Genomic DNA, 23,213 nt, shown 5'->3' on the forward strand with positions numbered 1-23,213 from the left:
AACCGGCCTGTCTCAGGCCAGTGCCACAACCTCAATCTCGACCAGAGCCCCCTTGGGGATGTCCGCACCGCCAAAAGCCACGCGGGCCGGCCGCACAGAGCCAATGAAAACCTGGGAGTAGGCCTGATCTACCTGGGTGAAATCCTCCACCCGCCGCATAAGAATAGTGGCCTTGACCACCTTCTCCATACCGGTTCCAGCTGCATCCAGAATGCTCTTGATGTTCTTCAGGGCCTGAGTGGCCTGGTCAGCCGCAGTGCCATCCACAAGATCGCCAGTATCCGGGTCTATGCCCAGCTGTCCGGAGACGAAGACAAAGCCCCCGGCCTTCACGGCCTGGCTGTAGGCCCCCAAGGCCTGGGGCGCATATGGCGTGCCGATCTCTTCCGGTCCATCTTCCATGGATTCGTCCTTTCCTCAGGTCCGCCGCACCCACGCCGGGCCGAAGCCCCGGGCGGACACCGTCCACTATAGGAGTGTCCGTCCGGCAGAAGCGGTACCAGTCTCAGCCCTTGCTAGCCTCCTGGCCCATCCAGTAGGCTAGCGAGCGCAGATCGCCGGCCTCGTAGGTCTTGACGAAGTTCTTGACCTGGTCCGGATCCGAGCAGGTCTCCGGGAACCGCATGTAGCGAGTATCCAGAGGACTGGCTCCTGTCAGCTTGATGTCGATGACCGAAGACCTGTCGGCCTTGCGGGCCTCGGAGAAGGCGTGGCGGGCATCGGCCACCGTGCGCACGGTGAAGCCCAAGGCACCCATGCCCTCGCCGATCTTGGCCCAGTCAGTGTCGGGCAGGTCCACTCCGCTCAGAGGCTGATGGCTGTCATCGCGCTGCTCGGCCTCGATGTAGCCCAGGGAGCGGTTGGAGAAGACCACGTTGATGACTGGGGCATGGTACTTGAGCTGTGCCATCACCTCCTCGCCGAGCATGGCGAATCCGCCGTCTCCGCTCAGGGAGTAGACGGTCGATTCCGGATGCTCCAGCTTGGCGGCCAATGCGGCCGGCACGGCGTAGCCCATGGTGGCATGCTTGCCAGAAACGGTCCAGCGGTTGGTAGGCTTCAGATGCAGCAGACGCAGGAAATCGATATCCACATTGCCCACGTCTGGAATAACGATGTCATTGTCCTCAAGCTGCTGATCGATGATGTGGTAGACGGGCTCGGGCCTCAGAGGCGTGCGAGTGTCCTCGGCGAAGGAGGCCAGCCACTGATCCCAGTTCTCCTTGCTGCGCAGGCAGGCCCTGTAGAAGACGGACTCCTCCTGGTCCTGACCAGCGGCGGTTATCGCCTTGAGGGCCTCGCGGGCATCGGCCTGGATGGCCAAGACCACATTGGCCTGGAAGCGCTTGCCCAGCTTGACCGGATCCAGATCGATCTGAATGACCTTGGTGTTGGGAGTGACGAACATGGACCCGAAGGGGTTGTCCGAACCCACCCAGACTGTCAGATCCGAAGTATAGATGGCCTCCGTGGCGGTCTTGGTGGCTACACGTCCGGCCGACTGCAGGTAGGCAGGATAGGTGTCCTCCACGATCCCCTTGGCCGGGAAAGTGGAGACCATGGGCATCTTGAAGCGCTGGGACATGGCGACCAGCTCATCGCGGGCTCCGGCAGCGCCCTGGCCGAAGTACAGCAGCGGCGCTTTGGCGGACTGAATGATCTCCACTGCCTTGCTCACCTGGTCAGCCGCAGGCTTCAGAGGCTCCGGCTTGCGGAAGTTGGCCGCAGATGCCACTGGGCGGTCGTCAATCTCGGCCCAGGCCAGGTCCTTGGGAATAATGACCACGGAGACCCCATGGTTGGCGTAGGCCCGGCGAATGGCCTCGTCCACCAGGGCCGGCAGCCCTTGGGCATTAGTGGCGGCCCGGGCGAATACGGCCACATCGGTAAAGATTGGCACCTCGTCCATGGCCTGGAAGAAGTCGATGTTCATAAAGGCCTGGGGCACCTCGCCCACCAGAGCCAGCACCGGCACGCCGTCCTCACGAGCATCGTAGAGGCCGTTGAGCAGGTGGACCGCCCCGGGGCCCGACGAGCCGAAGCATACACCGATCCGGCCGGTCAGCTTGGCCTCTCCGGCGGCAGCCAGGGCTCCGGCCTCCTCATGACGGACCTGGATGAAGTCGATGCGCTCGCGCTCGTTGTGGATGGCATTCATCATGGAGTCGAAGGAGCCGCCGGGCAGACCGTAGATGCGCGGCACCCCCCACTGCTCCAGGACGTGAAGGACGGCATCCCCAGCATTGATTCGATTGGCCATGTGATCTCCTTTGCTTCACCGCGGAAAGGAGGCTCCGCCACAACACGGAAACGTCTGTCCTCCCCGACGTTCGGTCTTACCCTTTCACTATGGCACCTGAAAACGAGGATACAAGCGGGCCAGGGGCCATATTCCTCAAAAGCTTAGTGATTCACCACACATATGGCGCACGCATTTGATTATTCACCTGACTTGATGAGTGGCATTGCGAAAGGGAAAATCATCTCAAAGAAACCCCCTACGTGCTTGGTGCTCACAGAGGTTTGTTTTGGTGGGCTCGAAGGGATTCGAACCCTCGACCTTCTGTTCCGGAGACAGACGCTCTATCCGCTGAGCTACGAACCCGACAGCCACTTTCCAGTGGACAACAGAAACCATACTAGGACACTTTGCGCATTTTCGCACCCATGCGCGTCCTGACGTGTTGGCCTAGCTCCTGCCATTTTCGGCGTGTTACCGTAAAATTGCGCGTACCTGATAGGTATTGTGATGGCAAGGCCTCGTGTCACCGCCCCGGTTGCGCCATTGCATCCTCATGCGGTGGCACGAAGCCGCCAACATTCCCGGATGATCTTCTCTCGGGATAATTCACACAGTAGTTCCTTCACCCGGCCATCACAAGCGACCTTCACATACTTGGACTCTAAGGTGTGCTTTGGACAGTGAATGGTGGCCGCGCCCGGCCTACCGTACCATGGGATACATGGCCATTGATGAGGACGAGGACGATTTCGAATTCGAGCGCAGATTCTTTTGCCGAAACCTTCCTCGGGAGCTGCTCGGGGAGAGCCGGCCGACCCTGATCGTGCAGAGCTACTACGTTCATGAGGACAACTTCGCCCTTAGGGTGCGTCTGCAGGGCCAGGTGAACCCGGTGGTGCCCATGACGGCCCGAACCGATGCCCTGCACACTCTGCTTGAGGAAGGCGATCATTTCGATGCCGCCTCCATGACAGCCAAGGGTCCCTCCGTCGGCGGCACCCGCTACGAAGCCGAACGAGCCATCGATCCGGGAATCGCCCTGGAACTGATCCTGCGCGGCGGCATTCCCATCGTCAAGAACCGATATGGAGTCTGGCTGGACGAGGACTGGTGGAACCTGGATGTCTTCGGGGACGGCAACGCTCCCCTGGTGGTGGCGGAAGTGGAGCGGACCGGGCCAGTGACTGACCTGACCATCCCTGATTTCTGCGCCACGGAGATCACGGACGACGCTCGATTTTCCAACGACGGGCTGGCCGACCACCCCTTTGGCGAATGGGCGGCAGACTTCGACCAGGAACTCAAAGCCGAAGGGCCGCGCTTCCTGACCAACTTTGACGGGAACCGCGAGTCCTGACTCAGAAACCGGCCAACGTCGGCAACTGATCAGTACAACAACGTGGACAGACGGCGACGGGCCTTGGCCAGCCGAGGATCCGTCGGTTCAGGAATGACGAAGTACTCCAGCAGACGACGGCGGATAGGATCGGTCTGATCCCGGTGCCCGGCCAGAAAGTCCAACAGGCGATCAAAAGCATCCTGGATCTGGCCGCCGATCATGTCCACGTCAGCCACATCCAACTGGGCCTGCAGATCGTCAGGAGCATCGGCAGCCGCCTGACGGACCTTGCGGACATCGGCTTGGGCTGAACGGGCCATCAGCAGGCACTTGGCCTGTTCACGCTTGGCCAGATCGTCAGTCGAATCAGCCTGGACCACTTTGCCGTAAGCCTCGGCTGCAGCTGCGTAGTCGCCCTCTTGGGCCAGTCGGTGGGCCTCCTGATGGGCAGGTGGAACAGCATCAGCCGCTGCCTGGCCAGCCTGGTCGTCCTCCTGCGGATCGTTGGTCTCCTGGTAGGGGGCGCTCCCAGTGATGCCGGCCTTCTGCGCCATCTGGACCACCTGGGGAATGAGCTGCTCGGTGATCTGGTTCAACTCCTCATCGGTGGGCAGCCCCTGCAGGATTGGCATGGGCCGGCCGGCCAGCAGGGCAAACAGGGCCGGAGCTCCCTGCACCTGGAAGGTCTGGGCGATCTGCGGATAAGATGCAATGTCGATGCGGGAGAGCTGAATGCGCCCCTCCTGACCTTTGACGGCTTGGGCCAAACGGGTAGCCAGGGGGAAGAGTCGGTCGTCGGTGGGCACCCAAAGCAGGATCAGAATAGGGAAGGTGGCTGAGGTCTGGACCATAGCCTGGAAGCTGGATTCTGTGGTATCGATCACATAGCCGCCTGCAGCGGGCGCACCGCCCTGCTGGCCTGGCTCGGCATCGACCTGGTGTTTGAGCGCGCCCAGGTCGACCGCTCCTGCCAGAGAGAGGCCCGGCTGTCCCTGCCCGTCCTTGTTCGCCATGTCAGTCCTCCTTAACCATGCGGTTGCCGACTGCAGCTTCGGCCCGCTCTGGATTGCATACTCCTGGAAGCCAATCTAGTCCGAGGCGCGGGCGTTCACCTAGCGCAATCCCGCCACTCAGACTGCTTCCACCTTGATGGGCTCACGCTCGGCACCCACAGCCCTGATGGGCTCATGCGAGTCTGCCGAAGGCACGTAGAGGGCGATCACGTTGACATAGGTGACCTTCATGGTGCTGGTGGGCTTGCCCTGCCCGAATAGGGCCGTCTCGGCATCCGAGGCCGGCGAGGACTCACGGCCTTCACCCGCCTGCCGAGTCCAGACAGAATCGATGCGAGCCACGATCAGGTCTCCCCCATCGGAAGAGTGCATGACCCGCAGTTGCCCCTGTGCCGGAGCGAAGGTCTGCGACTGACTGCCCTTGTTGGCCTCGATTCCCTGCTGAACCACCTGAGTCAGCGTGCCAAGAGAAGTGCGGAAGTCATCCTGGGCGAACTCCTTGGCATACTTGCTGCTCTGGGGGTTCTGTAAAAGGTCGGCATAGCGGCGCACGGCCTCCACTGGCGTAGCCTTGAGCCCCTGATCGTCGCCCTGTCCCATCCTGGCGCCGATGGTGGCCACCGGGAACTTAGGCAACTGAGCTCCTTGGAAGAGTCGGGCCACCCCCCAGAGCTTGTAATTCTCATGGGCGGACTCCTGGTCCAGAACCAAGAGGCGCTTGGACTGCTGATCCTGTGTTGTGGTGGTAATCGAGAAAACCGAGCGCGGCCAGCCTGGATCACCGGGGATGACCGTCTGAGCGATGGTGGCAGGAATGGTCGTCTTGGGGTCCAGCTGCCCTGTGGCCTGAGCGATGGTCAGCTCGCTGGTGCGTATCTCCAGCTGAGGGCCGCTGACTCGCTGGGCCAGCCCGGCTGGGTCCTTGGACGCGTTCGCCTGATCCAGAACTGCCCCGATGCTCTTACGGATACGGGCCTCCTGGGCCGGAGTCAGGTTGGGCGCAGGAGCGGTGGTCGCGGTGCTCTGAAGCTCGGCTTGGCGGGCCTGGGGAACCTGCCCTTCGCAGCCGGACAACCCGGGCAGAAGGGCAAGAGACAAGGCCAGCGCCGCTGCAACCCCCACCCTGTTCATCTGCTTGTTCCCGCTCATCGGTCTTCCTCCTCCTCGTGAGCCAACCTGGCCAAGTAGGAAGCCATCTCCTGGTCGCTGATGACCGCAGTGGATGACGCATCGTCGGCTCCCCGATCGCCGCTGACAGTGCGGCCGCCGCCATTCTCCTGGCGATCGGCGACCAGGTTCCTGTTGCGCGGATCGATCACCGTCGGCGACTTGAGCGGGGATTCCGGATCTCCCTGCCGCTCTTGGCCACGAGCGTGACGCCGACCTGAAGCTGAGTAGCGCCACTGCCCCAGATTAGGCAGAATGGCCTTGCGCAGCGCCTGGGCCACACTGATCTCGGGAGATTCCTTAGCCTCCTGTTCAGGTTCGGCCTGCTTGCGGCGTTTGGCCGGATCCATGGCGAATACCGTGGCCGAAAGAACGGCCAGCAGGGCCAGCAGCCCACCGGCGAAGTAGAAAGGCATGGCGAAGTTGGGCAGCTTGTCCCGCTGCCAGAGCATCTCCAGCCCCAGGGAATGACCCTGAGGAGCCGCCACCAGCAGAACGGCCTGCGGATCGTCGGTTTTCAGGGACATGGACACGCCGCTCTCTTCACAGGTGACCCGTTTCCACATATCAGAATCCTTAAATGCCACTCCCTGATCATTTTTGACGGCCTTGCCGGGGCTGGTGTCCTTGCCGACGGACAGGGTCTGCCAATTATCCAGACCGCGCACCCGAGCCACGCCATGTCCGGCCGTCCAGCCAGATGCATCCTTTGCCGTAGTCAGAGCCATGCAGACGGTGGGCTTCTGTGATTTGCCATCCGCGGACCCGGAATTCCCAGTCGGCACCGCATCCACACGCATGGTCACTCTGCTGTCCACCAGGGGAAGCACACCTGGATCGGTCACTGCATAGGCGGCGTTCGTGCGCGCATGCGCATCCACATGAGCCGAAGGCTTCCAGACCGTGGCGTTGAGAATACCCAGCACAATGGACGCTACAGCCAGCAGGCCGAAGATGGGGGTGACGATGCCGCGCATGATGGTGCTATGGCGCGAAGGCTTGTCAGGCCGCGTCATCTCATAGGTTCCTTCGGGTACTTGCTTCATAGTATCGACATTCTACCTTCGGCTCCCTAATATCTGGTTGCTAGCACAGGGAAATCACCCATAAGCCCTAAACTGGTCTTCTATGAGCATCATCGCAAGGAAATCAGGCAGCAAACGTCTGCTGAGCATCATGACCGCTCTGGCTCTATGTCTTGGGCTGTCGGCCTGCGGCGGGAGATCTGACGGGGGCGGCCACTCGGGCGACACCATGCAGGGCGTATCAGCCAAAGGCAAACTTGGCAGCAAGCCCGACATCAGCTTCAAGACCCCCTTCAAGGTCAAGAACCAGACCCATCAAGTCATCCAGGAGGGCGACGGCGAGGTCATCCGCGACGGGGATCGCGTATGCGCAAGAAGCCTGGCCTTGGATGCCAAGACCGGCAAGGTGATCAACTCCACCTGGGACAAGAGCAGCCCGGAGTGCTCCATTGTCATCAGCAGGAAATCTATCCCGGCATTCTATGACACCTTCAAGGGCCTTAAGGTCAACTCCACCGTGGCCGTAGGCATCGAAGAGTCAGGCTCCGGCAGCAGCCAGGCAACCGACTCCTATATCATGGCCCTGACCTTCGTCTCCCGGTCCAGGAACCTGACCCGCGCCCAGGGCCAGAAGGTGACCAACCTGCCGAGCGACCTGCCCAAGATCAGTCTGGACGACAAGGGCAAGCCCTCCCTGGATCTCAACAGCTACCAACCCAAGGGAGGGCTGGTGGTCCAGCCCCTGATCAAGGGCAGCGGAGCCAAGGTCGGCCAGCATCAGAGCGTCAGCGCCAACTACACCGGCTGGCTGGCCTCCGACGGCAAGCAGTTCGACTCCTCCTGGGACCGGGGTCAGGCCAGCGACTTCAGTCTGGACCAAGTGATCAAAGGCTGGCAGCAAGGTCTGGCCGGCCAGACGGTGGGCTCCCAGGTCCTTCTGGTCATTCCGCCCGACCTGGGCTATGGCAGCCAGAAGCAGCAGAGCATCCCGGCCAATTCGACCCTGATCTTCGTGGTCGACATCCTGGCCGCCTACTGACCAGTCAATCCACTAACTCAGACAGACAGGGCCCGCTCCCATCCAGTCGCATTCGGATGGGAGCGGGCCCTGTCATAAACCAGACGGCCAGGTCAGTCCTTGCCGCCCTCGACCACAATCTCGTCGGGGTTGGCTGCGCTGCCGTAGACCGGCTCAAGGGTCTTGCGGTAATCCTCATGGAAGAACCGCTCCTGGCCCAGTTTCTCCAGCTCCTTATTGATGTAGTCCAGCAAGGGCTTATTCCCCTTGCGCACAGCCGGAGCGATGACCGCCTCGTCCCCAAGCTTGGTGATGCCGACCGAGAAGCCCTTGTTGGCCTTGGCCCAGGCCAGCACCTCGGTGTTGTCGGTGCTCATGGCATCGCCGCGATGGTCCAGCAGGGCGTTGTAGGCATCGGCGTACTGGTCGTACTTCTGCAGCTTGACTTCCGGATAGTGCTGCTCGAAATAGGGCTCAGCCGTAGTCCCCTTGGCGATGATCAGAGTCTTGCCATTCAGCTCCTTCACGTCTTTGATCGGCGCCGAATCCGGGGAGACCACGCCCAGGTAGACCTTCATATAGGGCTTGGCGAAGTCCACCTTGCGAGCGCGATCATCAGTAACGGTGAAATTGGCCAGGACCACGTCCACCTTGTTGCTTGACAGCACATCCACGCGAGCGGCCGGGTCCACCGAAGTGTATTCGGGCTTGACGCCCAGGTCCTTGGCCAGTCGCTCGGCCAGGACCACATCGTAGCCCTGGTTCCTGCCGTCCTTGTCCACGTAGCCGAAGGGGGCCTTGTCGGTGAAGACCGCCACCCTGAGCTTGCCGGACTTAGTGATCTGCTCCGGAGTGCGTGCAGACCCGGATGCTGCTGTGGAGCCGGAGCTGCTGCCCGAACCGCTTCCAGCGTCACTGGGGGTGGCGGCCGAAGGGCCGCAGGCAGCCATGGAAGCCATCATCGCGATCGTCGCCCCTGCGGCCAGCGTCGCCCGTATCAATCGGTTCACTACCCTTGCGGTCATGATCCCTCTTTTCCTGTTCTTTTTCCTATGGCCGCCCCTGGGGCGGTTCCGGCGAAGGCCGCCGGACGAATATGCGAAGTCCTCATCGGGACTTCAGATCCTGGTCCTGATCCCGCCTGCGCTCATAGGTGAAGGTGGACAGGAAGCGTTGCGCCCGGTCAGTGGCCGGGTGGGTGAAGAAGGCCTCCGGATCGTCGGACTGTTCGACCAGAGAGCCTCCATCCAGGAGGACGATGTGGTCGGCTATACCCCTGGCAAAGGCCATCTCGTGGGTGACGATCATCATAGTCAGCCCCTGGTCGGCCAGCTCCAGAATGACCTGGAGGACCTCGCGAACCATCTCCGGATCCAGAGCAGCGGTCACCTCGTCGAAGAGCATGATCTCGGGATGGAGGATGAGCGCCCGGCAAATGGCCACCCTCTGCCGTTGGCCGCCAGAGAGCTGGCTGGGCCAGGCATCCCTGCGGTCGGCCAGACCCACTCGGTCCAGCAGCTCCAGAGCCTCCTGACGTGCCTGGTCCCGCTTGCGCTTCTGGACCAGGACGGGCGCCAGGGTCACGTTGTCCAGAACGGTCCTGTTGGGGAAGAGGTCGTAGCTCTGAAAGACCATGCCGATCCTGGTGCGCAAGTCGGAGCTGCGACTGCCCGACATAAGGCCGCCAGGACCTCCGCTGCGCTTGCCCAGGGGGTGACCGGTCTCCACCACCTGACCGTCCAGAAGGATGCGGCCGCCCTGTATGGGCTCCAGCCCGGCTATGGTCCGCAGCAGGGTGGACTTGCCTGAGCCCGATGGGCCCAGGACCACAAAGACCTTGCCCTTGGGCACCTGGAAGGAGATGTCATTGAGCACAGGGCTCTGCGCCTGCGGATACTGCTTGACCAGATGCTCCACGGTCAGCACCGCCCGTTCCTCCTGGTCATCCTGTTGCCGGTTCGCCGTCGTTTGCCCCTCAGTCATGAGCCCACCTCTTTTCCAGATGCCGGGCCGCCAAAGACAGGGGCCAGCAGATGAAGAAATACATAAAGAAGATCACCCCGTAGATCCACAGGGTCGCCTGCGGATAAGCGAATCGGTTGGCATCGATGATCTGCTGGCCGACCTTGATGACTTCAATGACCCCCAGCAGGGCGGCCAGGGAGGTGGTCTTGACGATCCTGGTGGCCAGGTTGACACTCGCCGGCAGCAGTCGGCGCAGGGCCTGCGGAAGGATGATCCTGGAGAAGGTCTGCCAGGACCCTAGTCCCAGCACGTAGGCCGACTCCATCTGCGTGCGGGGGATGGACTCCAGAGCCCCTCGAACCAGGTCGCCCAGCTCTGCTCCGCCCCAGAGCACAAAAACCAGCAGGCAGGCGCCGGTGGCGTCAAGATTCAGGTTCCATGCCCTGGACAGCCCGTAGAAGGCGATGAAGAGCAGAGCCAGCTGGGGCATGATGCGGATGAAGTCCAGGTAGATCCTCATCAGGAAGCGAATCAGACGGTTGCGCAGGGTCATCAGCCATCCGGTCACCAACCCCAAGGGCAGGGAGAGCAGGACCGAGACGCCGGCTATCCAGACGGTCACCCAGAGCCCCTGGAAGAGTCTGGGCATGACCCCTGGCTGGAAAAGCACATCAACGCCGTGCATAGTCGAACCTCCGCTCAAGAACGGTCCCGATGACGGAGATGGGCAGCAGGATGACCAGATATGTGACGATGAGCAGAGTCAACGACTCGTAGGTGTCGTAGGAGGTACCCATCAGGTCCTTGGTGACATACATGACGTCGGCCAGAGCGATGGCTGAGACCACCGAGGATTCCTTAACCAGGAAGATGATGTTGGCCACCACGCCCGGTATGGCGCTACTCAGGGCCTGGGGCAGCACGATCCTTGACAGGGTCTGGCCTCGTGTGAATCCCAGGACGCGGGCTGACTCGATCTGCACCCGAGGCACCGCTTCCAGTCCGCCACGCATGGCTTCGGCCATGTAGGAGCCGCCCAGGAAGGCCAGCCCTACGATGGCGCAGGTCTGAGCGCTCCAGTTGACCCCAAGCTTAGGCAACCCGAAGTAGAGGAAGTAGAGCTGCACCAGGAGCGGGGTGTTTCTTGACAGCTCGATGTATACCCTGGCCACCTGCGAGAGCAAAGGGATCCTGAAGACCTCCAGCCCGGCGCAGACCAGTCCGAACAGCATGGAAAACACCACGCCGAAGAAGGAGATGAAGACCGTTACATAGGCCGCATTGACGAAAAAGTGCAGATTCTGCGCCATGAAGGTCCAATTCATGCCCTCGCCCCCTTACTCGTTTGCGTCCTGTTCATCGTCTCCTCTTCACTGCTTCCCGCACTCTTCCCGCTGACTGCCGCTGTCCGTCCCTCCCCCGCACGATTGCCGAATAACCCGAATAACTAGGCCACCGTCTGAGGCATACAATCGACAATCCTAGAGAATGCGAGCTGCTTTCCTCTGCTTTTCGATATACGAATACCGGATACCGCGTTATCATCCGCTCTCACGGGTGCCTGGACGGCCATCCATAATCATGCTGAGCCCATCAACCAAGCAGTGCCGAACCAAGGAATGCCGATTCACCAGGCACTTGCAGAACAATATTCAGTTAATTACCTGCCAACCTGACATTTATCAGCCCGACAGCTCACCAAGCTATCAAAAAAGCCCGGTCCACATATTCGTGAACCGGGCTCCGAGTCCTTTGATCAGGCGAAGACCTTGGCGCTCTGTGCTGCCTTCCTGATCAGATCGGGGCGATACCCGCTCCACGTCTCCTGGTCAGTGACTACGATGGGGGTCTGCTTGAATCCCTGGGCGATGAACCGGTCGATCAAGGTCTGATCCTCGGTCAAATCCACCTGCTCGAACTCCAGCCCCTGCTTGGTCAGCTGACGCTTGGTGGCATCACACTGGGGACAGTGCGCCTTGGTGTAGACCGTAATGGACATGTCCGCATCTCCCTTAGATATAGCCAATGACATCCCAAGCTCTATAGCCGTCTGCTTAGGACCTGATGTTTGCACTCTACACATTCCTAGGCGCCAGCACAATACCATCCGTAGTGGCGTGTCAGGCCATAAACCCCAACATCTAGTAGCCTTTGAGGTCTTGACCAGCCAAGGAAGGATCTATGTGAGATGCATGACATACTTGCCATCCACGACAGGAACCCCCCCCCTCAGAAGAGGGTCAGTTCGTTACTGTCGACACCCTTCATGGCCTCATAGTCCAGTATCAGGCACTCGAATCCCCTGTCCTCTGCGAGAACTCTGGCCTGGGGGGTGATGGTCTGGGCGGCGAAAATCCCACGGACAGGAGCCAGCAGAGGATCGCGGTTGAGCAGCCGGCAGTAGCGGGTCAGCTGTTCCACACCGTCGATGCCGCCATGCCGCTTGATCTCGATGGCCACATGCTGCCCCTGGCCGTCCACGGCCATGATGTCTACTGGGCCGATGGGCGTGGGGTACTCCCGGCGCACCAGCGTGGCTCCCGGGCCGATGCGGTCGATCTGTTCGGCCAGGTAACGCTGCAGATGTGCTTCCACACCGTCCTTGACCAACCCCGGATCCGTCCCCAGGTCATAGCTGTCGTCGGCATAGATCTGATAGAGCCTGATGGTGAGCACATCGCTGGATTTCACGGCCGAAACGCGCAGAACCTTACGAACAGGCCGACACTGGTCCTGATTCTGCTCCTGCTCCTGGGCGATCAGCGCATCGGGCGCAGCGGCTTCGACGACCTCGTCCGGCTCGGCCCCAGCCACGGAATCAGCCTTGATGCCTGCGCCGTCTTTGCCTGTCTCCTCGGGTTCGATCTCCCTGATGGTGCAGGGGGCGCACATCCAGTTCAGGGGTTTGTAGGAACCCAGCTCAGAAAAGATCAGACAGCTCATGTCGGCCTTGATCAGCAGGACGCGTCTGGCCGGCGGCAGGCTGGCATTGAGACGCCCGGAATATTCGGCGGAGCAGTCGGCAACAATGATTCGCACAGATGCCAATATATCAGTCGCCGTTCCGGGCGAAGAAGAAAAAGCCCGGCCGATGCAGGAGCACCAGCCGGGCGGAAAGGAAAGAAGTCAGGAGCGTTGTCCCTGAGCAGCATCCTCCAGGTAGTGGTCCACGGCCACAGTCAGCTTGTTGCTGTCGAAGGAGGCGAATCCGCCGTCCACATGGAAGGACTGACGACCGCCATCAGTGGCCTGAACCCGGATATTGCCCTCCTGCAGCAGGGTCAGCACCGGCTCATGGTCAGACATGATGCCCATGGACCCTTGGGTGCCGGGCACGGTGACCGACCGCGCCTGACCCGACCAAATGGGCCTGTCTGCCGAGACGATGTTGACCTGCATGGAGGCCTTGCCCGTGTCCGCCATGACTACCGGTATTCCTTCTGCATATCGTGCCACTTGTGCTCAAGGTCGTCGATGCCGCCGATGCCGGAGAATGCCTGCTCGGGCACGTCGTCGTAGGCGCCATCGCAGATGCGGGTGAAGGCCTCGATGGTCTCGTCCGCAGGCACGTAGGAACCCTTGCGGCCGGTGAATTTCTCGGCCACGTAGAAGTTTTGGCCCAGGAACTGCTCGATCTTGCGGGCGCGGTTGACAGTGGTCTTGTCCTCCTCGCCCAGCTCGTCGATGCCGATCAGAGCGATGATGTCCTGGAGCTCCTTGTTCCTCTGCAGAATAGCCTTGACTCGGTTGGCGCAGTCATAATGGGCCTGCCCCACATAGCGCGGATCCAGAATCCTGGAGGTGGATGCCAGTGGATCCACAGCCGGGTAGATGCCTTGGGAAGCGATGTCACGGCTGAGCTCAGTCGTGGCGTCCAAGTGGGCGAAGGTGGTCGCAGGGGCCGGGTCGGTGTAGTCGTCCGCTGGCACGTAGATGGCCTGCAGGGAGGTAATGGAGTGGCCCCTGGTGGAGGTGATCCTCTCCTGCAGAGCGCCCATCTCGTCTGCCAGGTTGGGCTGGTAGCCCACGGCCGAGGGCATGCGGCCCAGCAGGGTGGAAACCTCGGAGCCGGCCTGGGTGAACCGGAAGATGTTGTCGATGAAGAGCAGCACATCCTGGTTCTCCACATCACGGAAGTACTCCGACATGGTCAGGGCGGTCAGAGGGACGCGCAGACGGGTCCCCGGGGGCTCGTCCATCTGGCCGAAGACCAGTGCAGTCTTCTCCAGCACCCCGGCATCGTCCATCTCCCCGATCAGATCGTTGCCCTCACGGGTGCGTTCGCCCACGCCTGCGAAGACGGAAACGCCGCCGTGGTTCTGCGCCACGCGCTGGATCATCTCCTGAATGAGCACGGTCTTGCCCACGCCTGCGCCGCCGAACAGGCCGATCTTGCCGCCCTCCACGTAGGGGGTCAGCAGGTCGATGACCTTGATGCCGGTTTCGAACATCTGGGTCTTGGATTCCAGTTGATCGAAGGCAGGTGGATTCCGATGGATGGGCCACCGCTCGGTGACCTTGACCTGCTCACCCTCCTTCTTGTTGAGGATGTTGCCGGCCACGTCAAAGACGTGTCCCTTGGTCACGTCGCCCACGGGCACCATGATAGGCCCGCCCGTATCGGTGACAGTGGCGCCGCGGACCAGGCCGTCGGTGGGCTTCAGGGCCACGGTGCGGACCGTGGAATCGCCCAGATGCTGCTCCACCTCCAGCATGATGGTGGTCAGCGACTCGCCCTCGGTATTCGAGGACTTGCTCAGATTCACGGTCAGGGCATTGTAGATGTCCGGCAGGTGACCTGCCGGGAACTCCACATCGATGACCGAACCCTGGACTCGGGTGACGCGCCCCTTGGAGGCCGAATCCGGCTTGCGGCTCGCTGTGGTCGGCTGTTCTTGCTGTGCAACCATTGGCGTTCCTACTCTTCCTCTTTGTTGAGCGCATCGGCGCTGCCGACGATCTCGGTAAGTTCCTGCGTTATGGCCGCCTGACGAGTGGCATTGAGCTCGCGAGTCAGGTCGTCGATCAGCCCTTTGGCGTTATCAGTGGCGGTATGCATGGCATTCTGTCTGCTGGCGGTCTCCGAGGCAGCCGACGTGAGCAGGCATTCATGGATGCGCGACTGAATGTACTTGGGCAGAACGGCATCCAGCACCTCCTGTGAGCTGGGCTCAAAGTCGTAGATGGCCGCATGGCGGTTGCCTTTGGGCCCATGCTCATCCTCCGGCACGGGGGCATCGATAGCCTCCTCAGGCTGCTCCTGGTCAGGCCTGATCAGCTCCAGGGGCAGCATGCGCAGCACCCGAACCTTCTGCACCACCATGTTAATGAATTCAGTGAAGACGATGTAGAGCTCAGAGACGCCGCCCTTGGCCGCTGGAGTCATATACGTATCCAGCAGTGCCTGGGAGATCTCCCTGGCTACATCCACACCAGGCCGATCGCTTTCGCCCTCCCAGGTCTTGACGATGCTGCGGTTGCGGTAGCGGTAATAGGAGACGCCCCGACGTCCGTAGACGAAGAGCTGGGGCTGTCGGCCCTGCTGGTCCAGACGGGCCAGCAGAGACTCCGTTTCGCGGATGACCGAGGAGGTGTAGGCCCCGGCCATGCCACGGTCGGCCGTCAGCGCCAGCACGGCCACGCGCGGGTTCTTCTCGTCCTTCCTGACAATGGGGTGGCGAATGTCGTCCGTGTGGGTCACCAGAGCCTGAACTGCATCGAAGATCGCATCGGAGTAAGGCTTCGCCTCCAGAGCCACAGTCCTGGCCTTGGCGATATGCGAGGAGGCTATCATCTCCTGGGCATTGAAGATCTTCTCCAGCGCCGACGTGGAGGCGATCCTTGACTTGAATGCGAGTTGTGAGGCCATGGTCTACCGCTTCCCGGCCTTGCTGCCGCTCTTGCCATCGGCCACCAGCTTCTCCTGCTGGACGGCTACCGGCTGCTCCTGCTCCTGGTCGGCTTTGCGCCCGTCCAAGGTCTGGCCCTTGTGGGTCACGAAAGTCTTGGCGAACTCGTCCACGGCCTTGTCCAAGGCCTTTTCCGTATCGTCGGTGAAGTCCTCCGTGTCACGAATGGTCTTGAGGACGTCGGTGTTGTGGTCCAGATAGTCCAAGAGTCCCGACTCAAAGGGCAGCACATCCTCCAGGTCCAGGTCATCCAGCTTGCCATGGGTGCCCACCCAGACGGAAACGACCTGCTTCTCCATGGAGTAGGGCGTGAACTGGGGCTGCTTGAGCAACTCGGTCAGTCTAGCGCCACGGGTCAGCTGAGCCTTGGAGGCCGAATCCAGATCCGAGGCAAACATGGCGAAGGACTGCAGGGAGCGGTACTGAGCCAAGGAGATCTTCAGGGTCGAGGAGACCTTCTTCAGAGCCTTGGTCTGTGCGGCGCCGCCCACGCGGGAGACGGAGATGCCCACGTCCACGGCAGGACGCTGGTTGGCATTGAACAGATCGGACTGCAGGAAGATCTGCCCGTCGGTGATGGAGATCACGTTGGTCGGAATGTAAGCCGAGACGTCGTTGGCCTTGGTCTCGATGATGGGCAGGCCGGTCATGGATCCGCCGCCCAGATCATCGGAGAGCTTCGCGCAGCGCTCCAACAAACGCGAATGCAGGTAGAAGACGTCGCCAGGGTAAGCCTCACGCCCCGGCGGACGACGCAGCAGCAGGGAGATTGACCGGTAGGCCTCGGCCTGCTTGCTCAGGTCGTCGAAGACGATCAGGACGTGCTTGCCGCCGTACATCCAGTGCTGGCCGATGGCCGAACCGGTGTAAGGGGCTATGTACTTGAAGCCTGCCGAGTCGGAAGCCGGGGAGGCCACGATGGTGGTGTACTCCATGGCGCCGGCCTCTTCCAGGGAGGAACGGACCGAGGCAATGGTGGTGCCCTTCTGGCCGATGGCCACATAGATGCACCGCACCTGCTTCTTGGGATCTCCGGACTCCCAGTTGCGCTTCTGATTGATGATGGTGTCGATGGCGATGGCCGTCTTGCCGGTCTGCCGGTCGCCAATGATCAGCTGGCGCTGACCGCGGCCGATGGGTGTCATGGCGTCGATGGCCTTGATGCCGGTGGCCAGGGGCTCGTCGACGGGATGCCGGTGCATGACGTCGGGGGCCTGAGCCTCCAGAATTCTGCGACCCTCGCTCTTGATTTCGCCCAGCCCGTCAATGGGCTCGCCTAGGGGGTTGACCGTACGCCCCAGATAGCCGTCGCCGACGGGCACCGAAAGCACCTCGCCGGTCCTGTGGACTTCCTGGCCCTCTTCGACGCCTGCGAAGTCGCCCAGGATGACCACGCCGATCTCGCGGGCGTCCAGGTTGAAGGCCAGACCCAGCGTGCCGTCCTCAAAGGTCAGCAGCTCGTTGGCCATGCAACCAGGCAGTCCCTCCACATGCGCAATGCCGTCACCAGCGGTACGGACGTATCCCACCTCCTGGGTGGGGGTGTCCGTCGGCTTGTAAGACTCGACGAACTGGTCGAGCGCCTTGCGCACCACGGCGGGATCAATGGTCATTTCTGCCATGATCACTCCTTATTTCTGTTCTTGTTCAAGTCTTTAGGCTCCCTGCTCATCCTGCCACGGCCATCCGCCGGTTCAGGTGCTTCAGCTGGGTGGCCACCGTGCCGTCTGTGGAGACCGAGCCGTACTGGACTTTCATGCCGCCCAGTACTGAGGGGTCGACCACCGAGTTGATGTGAACCGGCTTACCCAGCTTGCGCCCGTAGACCTCCTGCAGGCGGCTGATCTGCTCGTCCTTCATGGAGATCGCCGTAGTGACGGTGACCATGACCTGGTCCATGTGCTCAGAGAAGCGATCCACCAGCCAGACAATGGTGTCCGGAAAACGCCGTCCGCGCAGATCGATTGTGGCGTTCAGAGCCATCTGCTCGGTGACCTCATGCAAATGCTGCCCGTCCAGGAGCGCCCTGAGCAGATCGGCTCGGGCCGTGGAATCACTGTACTCGTCCGAGAGCCGGAAGAGCACCAGGGGCATGCCAAGCAGAGCCGAATGAATTTCAGCCAATTCTCCGGCCACCTGGTTGGTAATGCCGAGAGCATCAGTGTAATAGCTGGCTGCGTCCACCGCCATGTCCTCAGCCGCGTTGGCGATGTGCACGACACGACTCCACTGACGATCAGCCAGGTCATGGAGAATATCCACAGTCAGCGGATCGGCCTTGTCAGTCAGGATGGTGTCGATTACGCGCCACTTGTCCTCTGACGGACGGGAGGGATCGGTCAGTGCACGCTCCAGAGGCCTGTTGGCATCGAGCAGAGTCACGAAAGCATAGAGCTCCGTAGCCACACGGAGGGCATCTTTCCCCTTGCTCTTGAGCAAAGGAGCATACTTGGCCCTGGTCTCCTTGTCGGAGCTCAGCGAAGTCTCTCCCCGCATGTCACCTCCCCTTTCGCGGAACGGTCGTTCCCGTCATTCGCCGATCCGTCATCATGCCTGCCGCTTGTCCGAGGACTGTCCATCCTGGTCCGCGATGATCGAGTCGATCATGGAGGACTGCACGGCACCATCCTGAAGCTGCGAGCCCAGGATCTTTCCGGCAAGAGCCGTAGCCAGCGTACCCACCTCGCCCTTGAGCGAGACCAGCGCCTGCTGCTGCTGGGACTGGATGGAGCGCTGGGCGTTCTCAGTGATCTGGTTGGCCTCGGTCTCGGCGCGGGACCTGGCATCAGCCACGATCCTGGAAGCCTCGGCCCGGGCGTCATCCCGAATTTGGGAAGCCTCAACACGAGCCTTGCTCAGCTGATCCTGATACTGCTTACGGGCCTGATCCGCTTCCTCACGAGCCTTGGCGGCCTTCTGGATGTTGCCCTCGATCTTAGTCGAGCGCTCATCGAAGATGGCCTGGAACTTGGGCATGAAGAACTTATAGAAGAAGACGGCCAAGATGACCAGGATGACCAGCGACCAGAAGATATCGTAAATCGGAGGAATAAACAGCTTGATCCCTTCGCCTGCCGCTAGAGCATACATTGGCTCCTCCTTTCCTTTATCGAAGCCGGATCATGCAAGAATCGCACGGCTCAGGCAATGAAGAGCGCTACGAATCCCAGCAGGGCCAGCACCTCGATCAGAGCCAGGCCGATGAACATGGTGGTGCGCAGCTGTCCGCTGATCTCAGGCTGGCGAGCCATGCTCTCGACGGTCTTGCCGACGGCGATGCCCAGACCCAGCGCGGGGCCGAGAGCTGCGATGCCGTATCCCAGGATGCTCAGATTGCCGGAGACCTCAGCAAGTGTGATGATGTCCATTTATTTTCCTTTCCTCCACCGTTGCCGGTTCTTGTATTGTGGTTCGGCCCCGACCCCCGTCTACTGGTCGGAACCAACGAATATGTAGACTGCGACCGCTTAAAACGCCGACCGCGGCTTGTTCTTTTCGCTCAACCTTCTTCAGGGTAACTCATGGAGATGTAAACCGTGGTCAGGATGGCGAAGATGTAGGCCTGAAGGGCCGCCACGAAGATTTCAAAGGCCGTCAGGGCGAAGCCCAGAACGAACCAGCCCACGCCAGCCAGGGCCAACACCTTATTGCTGGCCTCAACAATGTAGAACTGGGTAAAGGCTAGAGTAACCGCCACCAGCAGATGACCGGCGATCATGTTGGCGAAGAGTCGGATGGTCAGAGAGGCCGGCTTGACGATGACCATCTCCAGAAGCTGGATGGGCGTCAGGATGATATAGAGGGGCCAGGGCACACCCGCTGGGAAGAGCTCCGACTTGAAATAGCCCCAGACGCCCTGCTCACGGAATCCCGCTGCCATGTACTGGCAGAAAGTCCAGATGGCGAAAACCAGAGGCATGGTGATAGTGGCCGTGGCCGCTATGTTCATGCCTGGCACGATGCCGCAGAGGTTGAAGACCAAGATGGTCAAGAAGATGGTCGTGATCATGGGCACGTAGCGCTTGCCACGAATTTCGCCCAAGGTGTCATAGACGACCGAGTCACGGATGAACTCGATGACCCACTCAATGGCCCCCTGCCAGCGGGAAGGGATCAGCTTGGCCCTTGCGGCAGTGATTCCAAGCACCAGAAGAATGATGACCATGGCCACGAACCTGATCAGGATGATCCGGTTCATGGCAAAGGGCGTTCCCTGGAAAAGAATCTCAGGAGGCAGGAAATCTTCGATGGAAGGCAGCTCGCTCGGCTTGGCCATGGCCAGACTGAAAGCTTCACTTCCCATTGCCTCTAGCATCTATCGCCTCCTGAACGACACAGTGAACACTATAGCGCGCATGCGACTCATGGCTGCACCGTATGGGTAGTGTAGCCCACACCAAGAGCCACGGTAACCATACATTCATCCAGTGTGCCACAGATGGTGCCCGAAGGTCGAATCCGCCCCGCGGTGCAGACAGGCTGATGACGAATGAGATTCAATTGTCATCAACTATCAACAGCTCCAGGAATAAGCCCGTACCCGTCACCAGCCAAGGGACGATACCCGTCAGCACGTGGGCGTCCAGGAGCGTGCCTGATGGATCTGTCGGTGCCTAGTCGACCCGCCGCCCGCAGGGTCGGCACCTGGTCCAAGTCATAGGGGGTGGTCTCGTATACCCAGTTCAGCCAGTTGCGCCAGAGCAGGTTGGCATGTGCCCGCCAGGAAAAGACCGGCTCCAGTCTGGGATTGTCATGGGGGTAGTAGTTGACCGGGAAAGGCACCTGGTCCAGACCCTTGGCCATGTCGCGCTGGTACTCATGGGCCAAAGTGCCACGGTCGTACTCCCAGTGGCCCAGCACGAAGATCTCTGAGAAATCCTGGGTGCTGATAAGCCCGGGACCAGACTGGGGACCCCAGGTCAGCACCTGCAGATCCGGGCAGGCCCGCACCTGGTCCTCATCCACCCCGGCCCAGCGGGAGTGGGGCTGCAGGGCGATCTCGTCGAAGCCATTGGTAATGAAGCAGTACTCGTCTTGCAGGTACTGGGGGAAGACCCCGAAGACCTTGCGATCCAGGTTGCGCTTGGCAATGCCATGGCGGTAGTAGAGCCCGGCCATGGCCCCCCAGCACAAGTACATAGTGGAGAAAACATGGGTGGATGCCCAGTCCAGAATATGGGTCAGCTCATCCCAGTAGTCGACCTGCTCGAAGTCCATCTGCTCCACCGGGGCGCCCGTCACGACCAGACCGTCATAGCAGTTGTCCCGGAATGAGTCCAGATTCTCGTAGAACTTGACCAAGTGATCCATGCTGGTGTGCATGGCCTGATGGGTGGAGGTCTTCATGAAGTCGATCTCCACCTGAAGCGGCGATTTGGAGATCAGCCGCAGCAGCTGGGTCTCGGTCTGCACCTTGGTAGGCATCAGGTTGAGGATGACCAGCTTGAGCGGACGCATCTCCTGGCGCTCCGCCTCGTGGCTTTCCAGGGCGAAGATGCGCTCCGAATCCAGGATGGATCTGGCCGGCAATCCGGTGGGGATGGTGATAGGCATGGCTCCATTATCTCCCAAGTAAAGCCTGCCCACACACGGACTTGACAAGTGCGTTGGAATCCGTAACATAGATAACTGCTGTGTCGCACAGCCGACGCGGGGTGGAGCAGTTCGGTAGCTCGCTGGGCTCATAACCCAGAGGTCTCAGGTTCAAATCCTGACCCCGCTACCAGTAAGGCTCGGATTCATCTGGATTCCGAGCCTTTGTTGCTGTCTTGGCGTGCCTGTCGCCGATCAGAACAGTTGCCGACATGGTGCAGCCAGTCATAGCTGAACGACTCGACCGTAAAAGTCAGAGACAGCTGTCTGCATTCAACTCCTCACTTGGCTGCACCATTCACGTTCTCAGGCTCCTATGGCTTTGGACTTCTTTACTTCGTCGAACTTGGCCTTCATGGTCTCATTGTTTCTGGTCAGTCTTCGTATGGTCACGTCCTGCGCCTTGTTGTTGGCCAGACGAAGCTGGTTCTCAGAGCCCAGCAGGGCATCCTTGATCTTGTTCAGGTGGTTGATGGATTTATCGATCTCCTCTACTGCATTCTTGAACTTTTTCGAGGCGATTTCGTAATTGCGGCCAAAAGCGTTCTTGAAGGAGTCCAGCTCTTCCTCAAAATGCGTTATATCGATGTTCTGCGCCCTCTCCTCTTCAAGTTCATTCTTGTATTGCAGAGAGTTCTTGGCGGCATCCCGGAGCAGGGTGATTATCGGAATGAAGAACTGGGGACGGACAACATACATTTTCGGGTAGCGATAAGAGACATCCACGATACCCGTGTTGTACAGGTCGCTGTCAGGCTCCAGCAGGGAGACCATGATGGCATATTCGCAGTCCTTCTCTCGCCTGTCCTTGTCGAGCTCCTTGAAGAAGTCCTCGTTCTTGTGCTTGGTGGAGGTGGTGTCCATCTCGTTTTTCATTTCGAACATGATGGACACGATCTCCGTGCCGGAATCGTCCCAGTCGCGGAAGATGAAGTCGCCCTTGCTGCCCGTCCTGGCATCGTTGTCCTTCTCGAAGTAGGCATGAGGAAAGGCCGTGGACCGCAGCTTGTTGAACTCGATCTGGCAATGCTGCTCAAGCGTCTCCCCCACCATCTTGGTAGACAGCTTCGCCTTCAGATCACGCAGCCGCTCAATCTGATCGTCACGGTCCTGGATCTGGACCTCGTAACGATCCTTGAGCGACTTGGCCTCGACCTTGCTCTGCAGCTCGACCTTGTCCAGACTGCTTTTCAGCTCAGCTATCTCGGAATCCTTATCTGCAGCAACCGCCTGCAGCTGCGACTTCAGCTGCTCCTTGGAGAGCCTCTCCTCCGACTCCTTCTCAAGCTGCAGCCTCTCAAGCCTGCCCTTGAAATCGTCCCGCTCCTTCTCCACCGGACTCAGAGCCTGAGCAAGCTCCTGCTTCTTCTGCAACTCAAAAGCATCCAGCCGATTCTGCAATTTGACGATCTGGGCGTCTTTGTCCGCTGCCGCCTTCTGCAGCTCACTCTTGGAATTAGCCTCTGCCAGATCAAGCGCCTGCTGCTTCTCCGACTCTGCCTTGTCCAGCTTGGCGCTCAGATCGTCCTTCTCCTTTTCGACCTTCCTCAAGGCTTCTGAAACAGCCAGTTCCTTAGCGGCTTGCTCGGACTTCAGCTTTGCCTGCAACTCCTGTATCTGGGCATCCTTTGCGCTTTTGGTCTTCTGCAGCGTCTGCTCGGCCTGCGCCTGATCCAGTTCGCGGATCTTGCTATTCTCGCGTTCAGCCTGCTCAAGCCGTTCATGAAGCTGCCTGTCAAAATCCTTGTCACGTACCTGCTTCAGAATATCGGCGTATCCGGCCTCATCGATGGTGAACGCGGTTCCGCATTTGGGGCAAATAATCTCGGGCATCTGCACCTTTCCTTCTAAGCCTCTCTTAAAACCTATCTTTGCTTCAATCAGTTTGTACTGAAAACTGAGCGACTACGACACTTGATAAACAACTATATTTGACCTATGCC

23 protein-coding genes and 2 tRNA genes are annotated in these 23,213 nt (G+C 60.3%); 3 read left to right on the forward strand and 22 right to left on the reverse strand.

All coding sequences use genetic code 11. The features are described from left to right. Positions 1-12: 12 nt before the first annotated feature. The 3 genes from ACUIAD_RS01370 to ACUIAD_RS01380 all read right to left on the reverse strand — a co-directional run bounded on the left by ACUIAD_RS01370 (position 13) and on the right by ACUIAD_RS01380 (position 2,605). Positions 13-402 carry a Rid family detoxifying hydrolase gene (locus ACUIAD_RS01370; protein ID WP_445343432.1) on the reverse strand — a complete coding sequence of 130 codons (390 nt, stop codon included), beginning with the start codon at positions 400-402 and terminating at the stop codon, positions 13-15. A 103-nt stretch (positions 403-505) separates the two neighbouring features. Next, a complete protein-coding gene (spxB, locus tag ACUIAD_RS01375) occupies positions 506-2,260 on the reverse strand; it encodes a pyruvate oxidase (RefSeq protein WP_445343433.1) in 1,755 nt (584 codons plus the stop codon). A gap of 269 nt (positions 2,261-2,529) precedes the next feature. Then, positions 2,530-2,605, reverse strand: a tRNA-Arg gene (locus ACUIAD_RS01380). A 364-nt stretch (positions 2,606-2,969) separates the two neighbouring features. Here ACUIAD_RS01380 and ACUIAD_RS01385 point away from each other — a divergent pair. After that, on the forward strand, positions 2,970-3,599 hold the full coding sequence (locus tag ACUIAD_RS01385; RefSeq protein WP_181414514.1) for a hypothetical protein: 630 nt from the start codon (positions 2,970-2,972) through the stop codon (positions 3,597-3,599). 29 nt (positions 3,600-3,628) lie between these two features. On the opposite strand, the gene ACUIAD_RS01390 is transcribed toward ACUIAD_RS01385, so the two are convergent. From ACUIAD_RS01390 to ACUIAD_RS01400, 3 genes are all read right to left on the reverse strand, one after another. After that, positions 3,629-4,594 carry a tetratricopeptide repeat protein gene (locus ACUIAD_RS01390; protein ID WP_445343434.1) on the reverse strand — a complete coding sequence of 322 codons (966 nt, stop codon included), beginning with the start codon at positions 4,592-4,594 and terminating at the stop codon, positions 3,629-3,631. Between the two features lie 117 nt (positions 4,595-4,711). Beyond that, positions 4,712-5,743 (reverse strand): hypothetical protein, encoded by a 1,032-nt coding sequence (locus ACUIAD_RS01395; protein ID WP_110452676.1) that lies wholly within the window; start codon positions 5,741-5,743, stop codon positions 4,712-4,714. Beyond that, positions 5,740-6,807, reverse strand: a complete 1,068-nt coding sequence (locus tag ACUIAD_RS01400; RefSeq protein WP_445343435.1) for a hypothetical protein — start codon at positions 6,805-6,807, stop codon at positions 5,740-5,742. The genes ACUIAD_RS01395 and ACUIAD_RS01400 overlap by 4 nt, the downstream gene beginning before the upstream one ends. A gap of 82 nt (positions 6,808-6,889) precedes the next feature. On the opposite strand from ACUIAD_RS01400, the gene ACUIAD_RS01405 reads away from it, so the two are divergent. After that, the gene (locus ACUIAD_RS01405; RefSeq protein WP_445343436.1) at positions 6,890-7,825 is read left to right on the forward strand and encodes an FKBP-type peptidyl-prolyl cis-trans isomerase; all 936 of its coding nucleotides are present in this window, start codon (positions 6,890-6,892) and stop codon (positions 7,823-7,825) included. Positions 7,826-7,917: 92 nt separating this feature from the next. Here the strand turns inward: ACUIAD_RS01405 and ACUIAD_RS01410 are convergent, their stop codons facing one another. From ACUIAD_RS01410 to ACUIAD_RS01480, 15 genes are all read right to left on the reverse strand, one after another. Then, entirely contained in the window at positions 7,918-8,829 is a 912-nt protein-coding gene (locus ACUIAD_RS01410) for a cysteine ABC transporter substrate-binding protein (RefSeq protein WP_110452678.1), read from the reverse strand. Between the two features lie 82 nt (positions 8,830-8,911). Continuing rightward, a complete protein-coding gene (locus tag ACUIAD_RS01415) occupies positions 8,912-9,787 on the reverse strand; it encodes an amino acid ABC transporter ATP-binding protein (protein ID WP_445343437.1) in 876 nt (291 codons plus the stop codon). Then, positions 9,780-10,454: an amino acid ABC transporter permease gene (locus tag ACUIAD_RS01420; protein ID WP_445343438.1), complete on the reverse strand. Its 675-nt coding sequence runs from the start codon at positions 10,452-10,454 to the stop codon at positions 9,780-9,782. The genes ACUIAD_RS01415 and ACUIAD_RS01420 overlap by 8 nt, the downstream gene beginning before the upstream one ends. Beyond that, complete coding sequence (locus ACUIAD_RS01425) at positions 10,441-11,094, reverse strand: amino acid ABC transporter permease (protein ID WP_445343439.1); 654 nt, start codon at positions 11,092-11,094, stop codon at positions 10,441-10,443. The genes ACUIAD_RS01420 and ACUIAD_RS01425 overlap by 14 nt, the downstream gene beginning before the upstream one ends. A gap of 431 nt (positions 11,095-11,525) precedes the next feature. Further along, positions 11,526-11,768 (reverse strand): glutaredoxin-like protein NrdH, encoded by a 243-nt coding sequence (gene nrdH, locus ACUIAD_RS01430; RefSeq protein WP_110452682.1) that lies wholly within the window; start codon positions 11,766-11,768, stop codon positions 11,526-11,528. A 230-nt stretch (positions 11,769-11,998) separates the two neighbouring features. Beyond that, complete coding sequence (gene nucS / locus ACUIAD_RS01435; protein ID WP_445343440.1) at positions 11,999-12,808, reverse strand: endonuclease NucS; 810 nt, start codon at positions 12,806-12,808, stop codon at positions 11,999-12,001. An 87-nt stretch (positions 12,809-12,895) separates the two neighbouring features. Beyond that, positions 12,896-13,192 carry a F0F1 ATP synthase subunit epsilon gene (locus ACUIAD_RS01440; RefSeq protein WP_110452684.1) on the reverse strand — a complete coding sequence of 99 codons (297 nt, stop codon included), beginning with the start codon at positions 13,190-13,192 and terminating at the stop codon, positions 12,896-12,898. A gap of 2 nt (positions 13,193-13,194) precedes the next feature. Further along, on the reverse strand, positions 13,195-14,679 hold the full coding sequence (gene atpD / locus ACUIAD_RS01445; protein ID WP_110452685.1) for a F0F1 ATP synthase subunit beta: 1,485 nt from the start codon (positions 14,677-14,679) through the stop codon (positions 13,195-13,197). Positions 14,680-14,687: 8 nt separating this feature from the next. Then, positions 14,688-15,638 (reverse strand): F0F1 ATP synthase subunit gamma, encoded by a 951-nt coding sequence (locus ACUIAD_RS01450; RefSeq protein ID WP_445343441.1) that lies wholly within the window; start codon positions 15,636-15,638, stop codon positions 14,688-14,690. 3 nt (positions 15,639-15,641) lie between these two features. Further along, positions 15,642-17,300, reverse strand: coding sequence for a F0F1 ATP synthase subunit alpha (gene atpA, locus ACUIAD_RS01455; protein WP_110452687.1), 1,659 nt, complete (start codon positions 17,298-17,300; stop codon positions 15,642-15,644). A gap of 46 nt (positions 17,301-17,346) precedes the next feature. Then, positions 17,347-18,174 carry a F0F1 ATP synthase subunit delta gene (locus tag ACUIAD_RS01460; protein ID WP_445343442.1) on the reverse strand — a complete coding sequence of 276 codons (828 nt, stop codon included), beginning with the start codon at positions 18,172-18,174 and terminating at the stop codon, positions 17,347-17,349. Between the two features lie 51 nt (positions 18,175-18,225). Continuing rightward, on the reverse strand, positions 18,226-18,768 hold the full coding sequence (locus tag ACUIAD_RS01465; RefSeq protein ID WP_110452689.1) for a F0F1 ATP synthase subunit B: 543 nt from the start codon (positions 18,766-18,768) through the stop codon (positions 18,226-18,228). Between the two features lie 50 nt (positions 18,769-18,818). Further along, positions 18,819-19,046: an ATP synthase F0 subunit C gene (gene atpE / locus ACUIAD_RS01470; RefSeq protein ID WP_015022486.1), complete on the reverse strand. Its 228-nt coding sequence runs from the start codon at positions 19,044-19,046 to the stop codon at positions 18,819-18,821. Between the two features lie 131 nt (positions 19,047-19,177). Then, positions 19,178-19,993 (reverse strand): F0F1 ATP synthase subunit A, encoded by an 816-nt coding sequence (gene atpB, locus ACUIAD_RS01475; protein ID WP_110452690.1) that lies wholly within the window; start codon positions 19,991-19,993, stop codon positions 19,178-19,180. A gap of 191 nt (positions 19,994-20,184) precedes the next feature. Beyond that, entirely contained in the window at positions 20,185-21,231 is a 1,047-nt protein-coding gene (locus ACUIAD_RS01480; RefSeq protein ID WP_110452691.1) for a homoserine O-succinyltransferase, read from the reverse strand. A gap of 95 nt (positions 21,232-21,326) precedes the next feature. Here ACUIAD_RS01480 and ACUIAD_RS01485 point away from each other — a divergent pair. Continuing rightward, positions 21,327-21,403: transfer RNA gene (locus ACUIAD_RS01485), tRNA-Met, on the forward strand. A gap of 173 nt (positions 21,404-21,576) precedes the next feature. Here ACUIAD_RS01485 and ACUIAD_RS01490 read toward each other — a convergent pair. Then, positions 21,577-23,103 carry a DUF2130 domain-containing protein gene (locus ACUIAD_RS01490; protein ID WP_445343443.1) on the reverse strand — a complete coding sequence of 509 codons (1,527 nt, stop codon included), beginning with the start codon at positions 23,101-23,103 and terminating at the stop codon, positions 21,577-21,579. Positions 23,104-23,213: the final 110 nt, after the last annotated feature.

Source organism: Bifidobacterium sp. ESL0819, assembly GCF_052606245.1.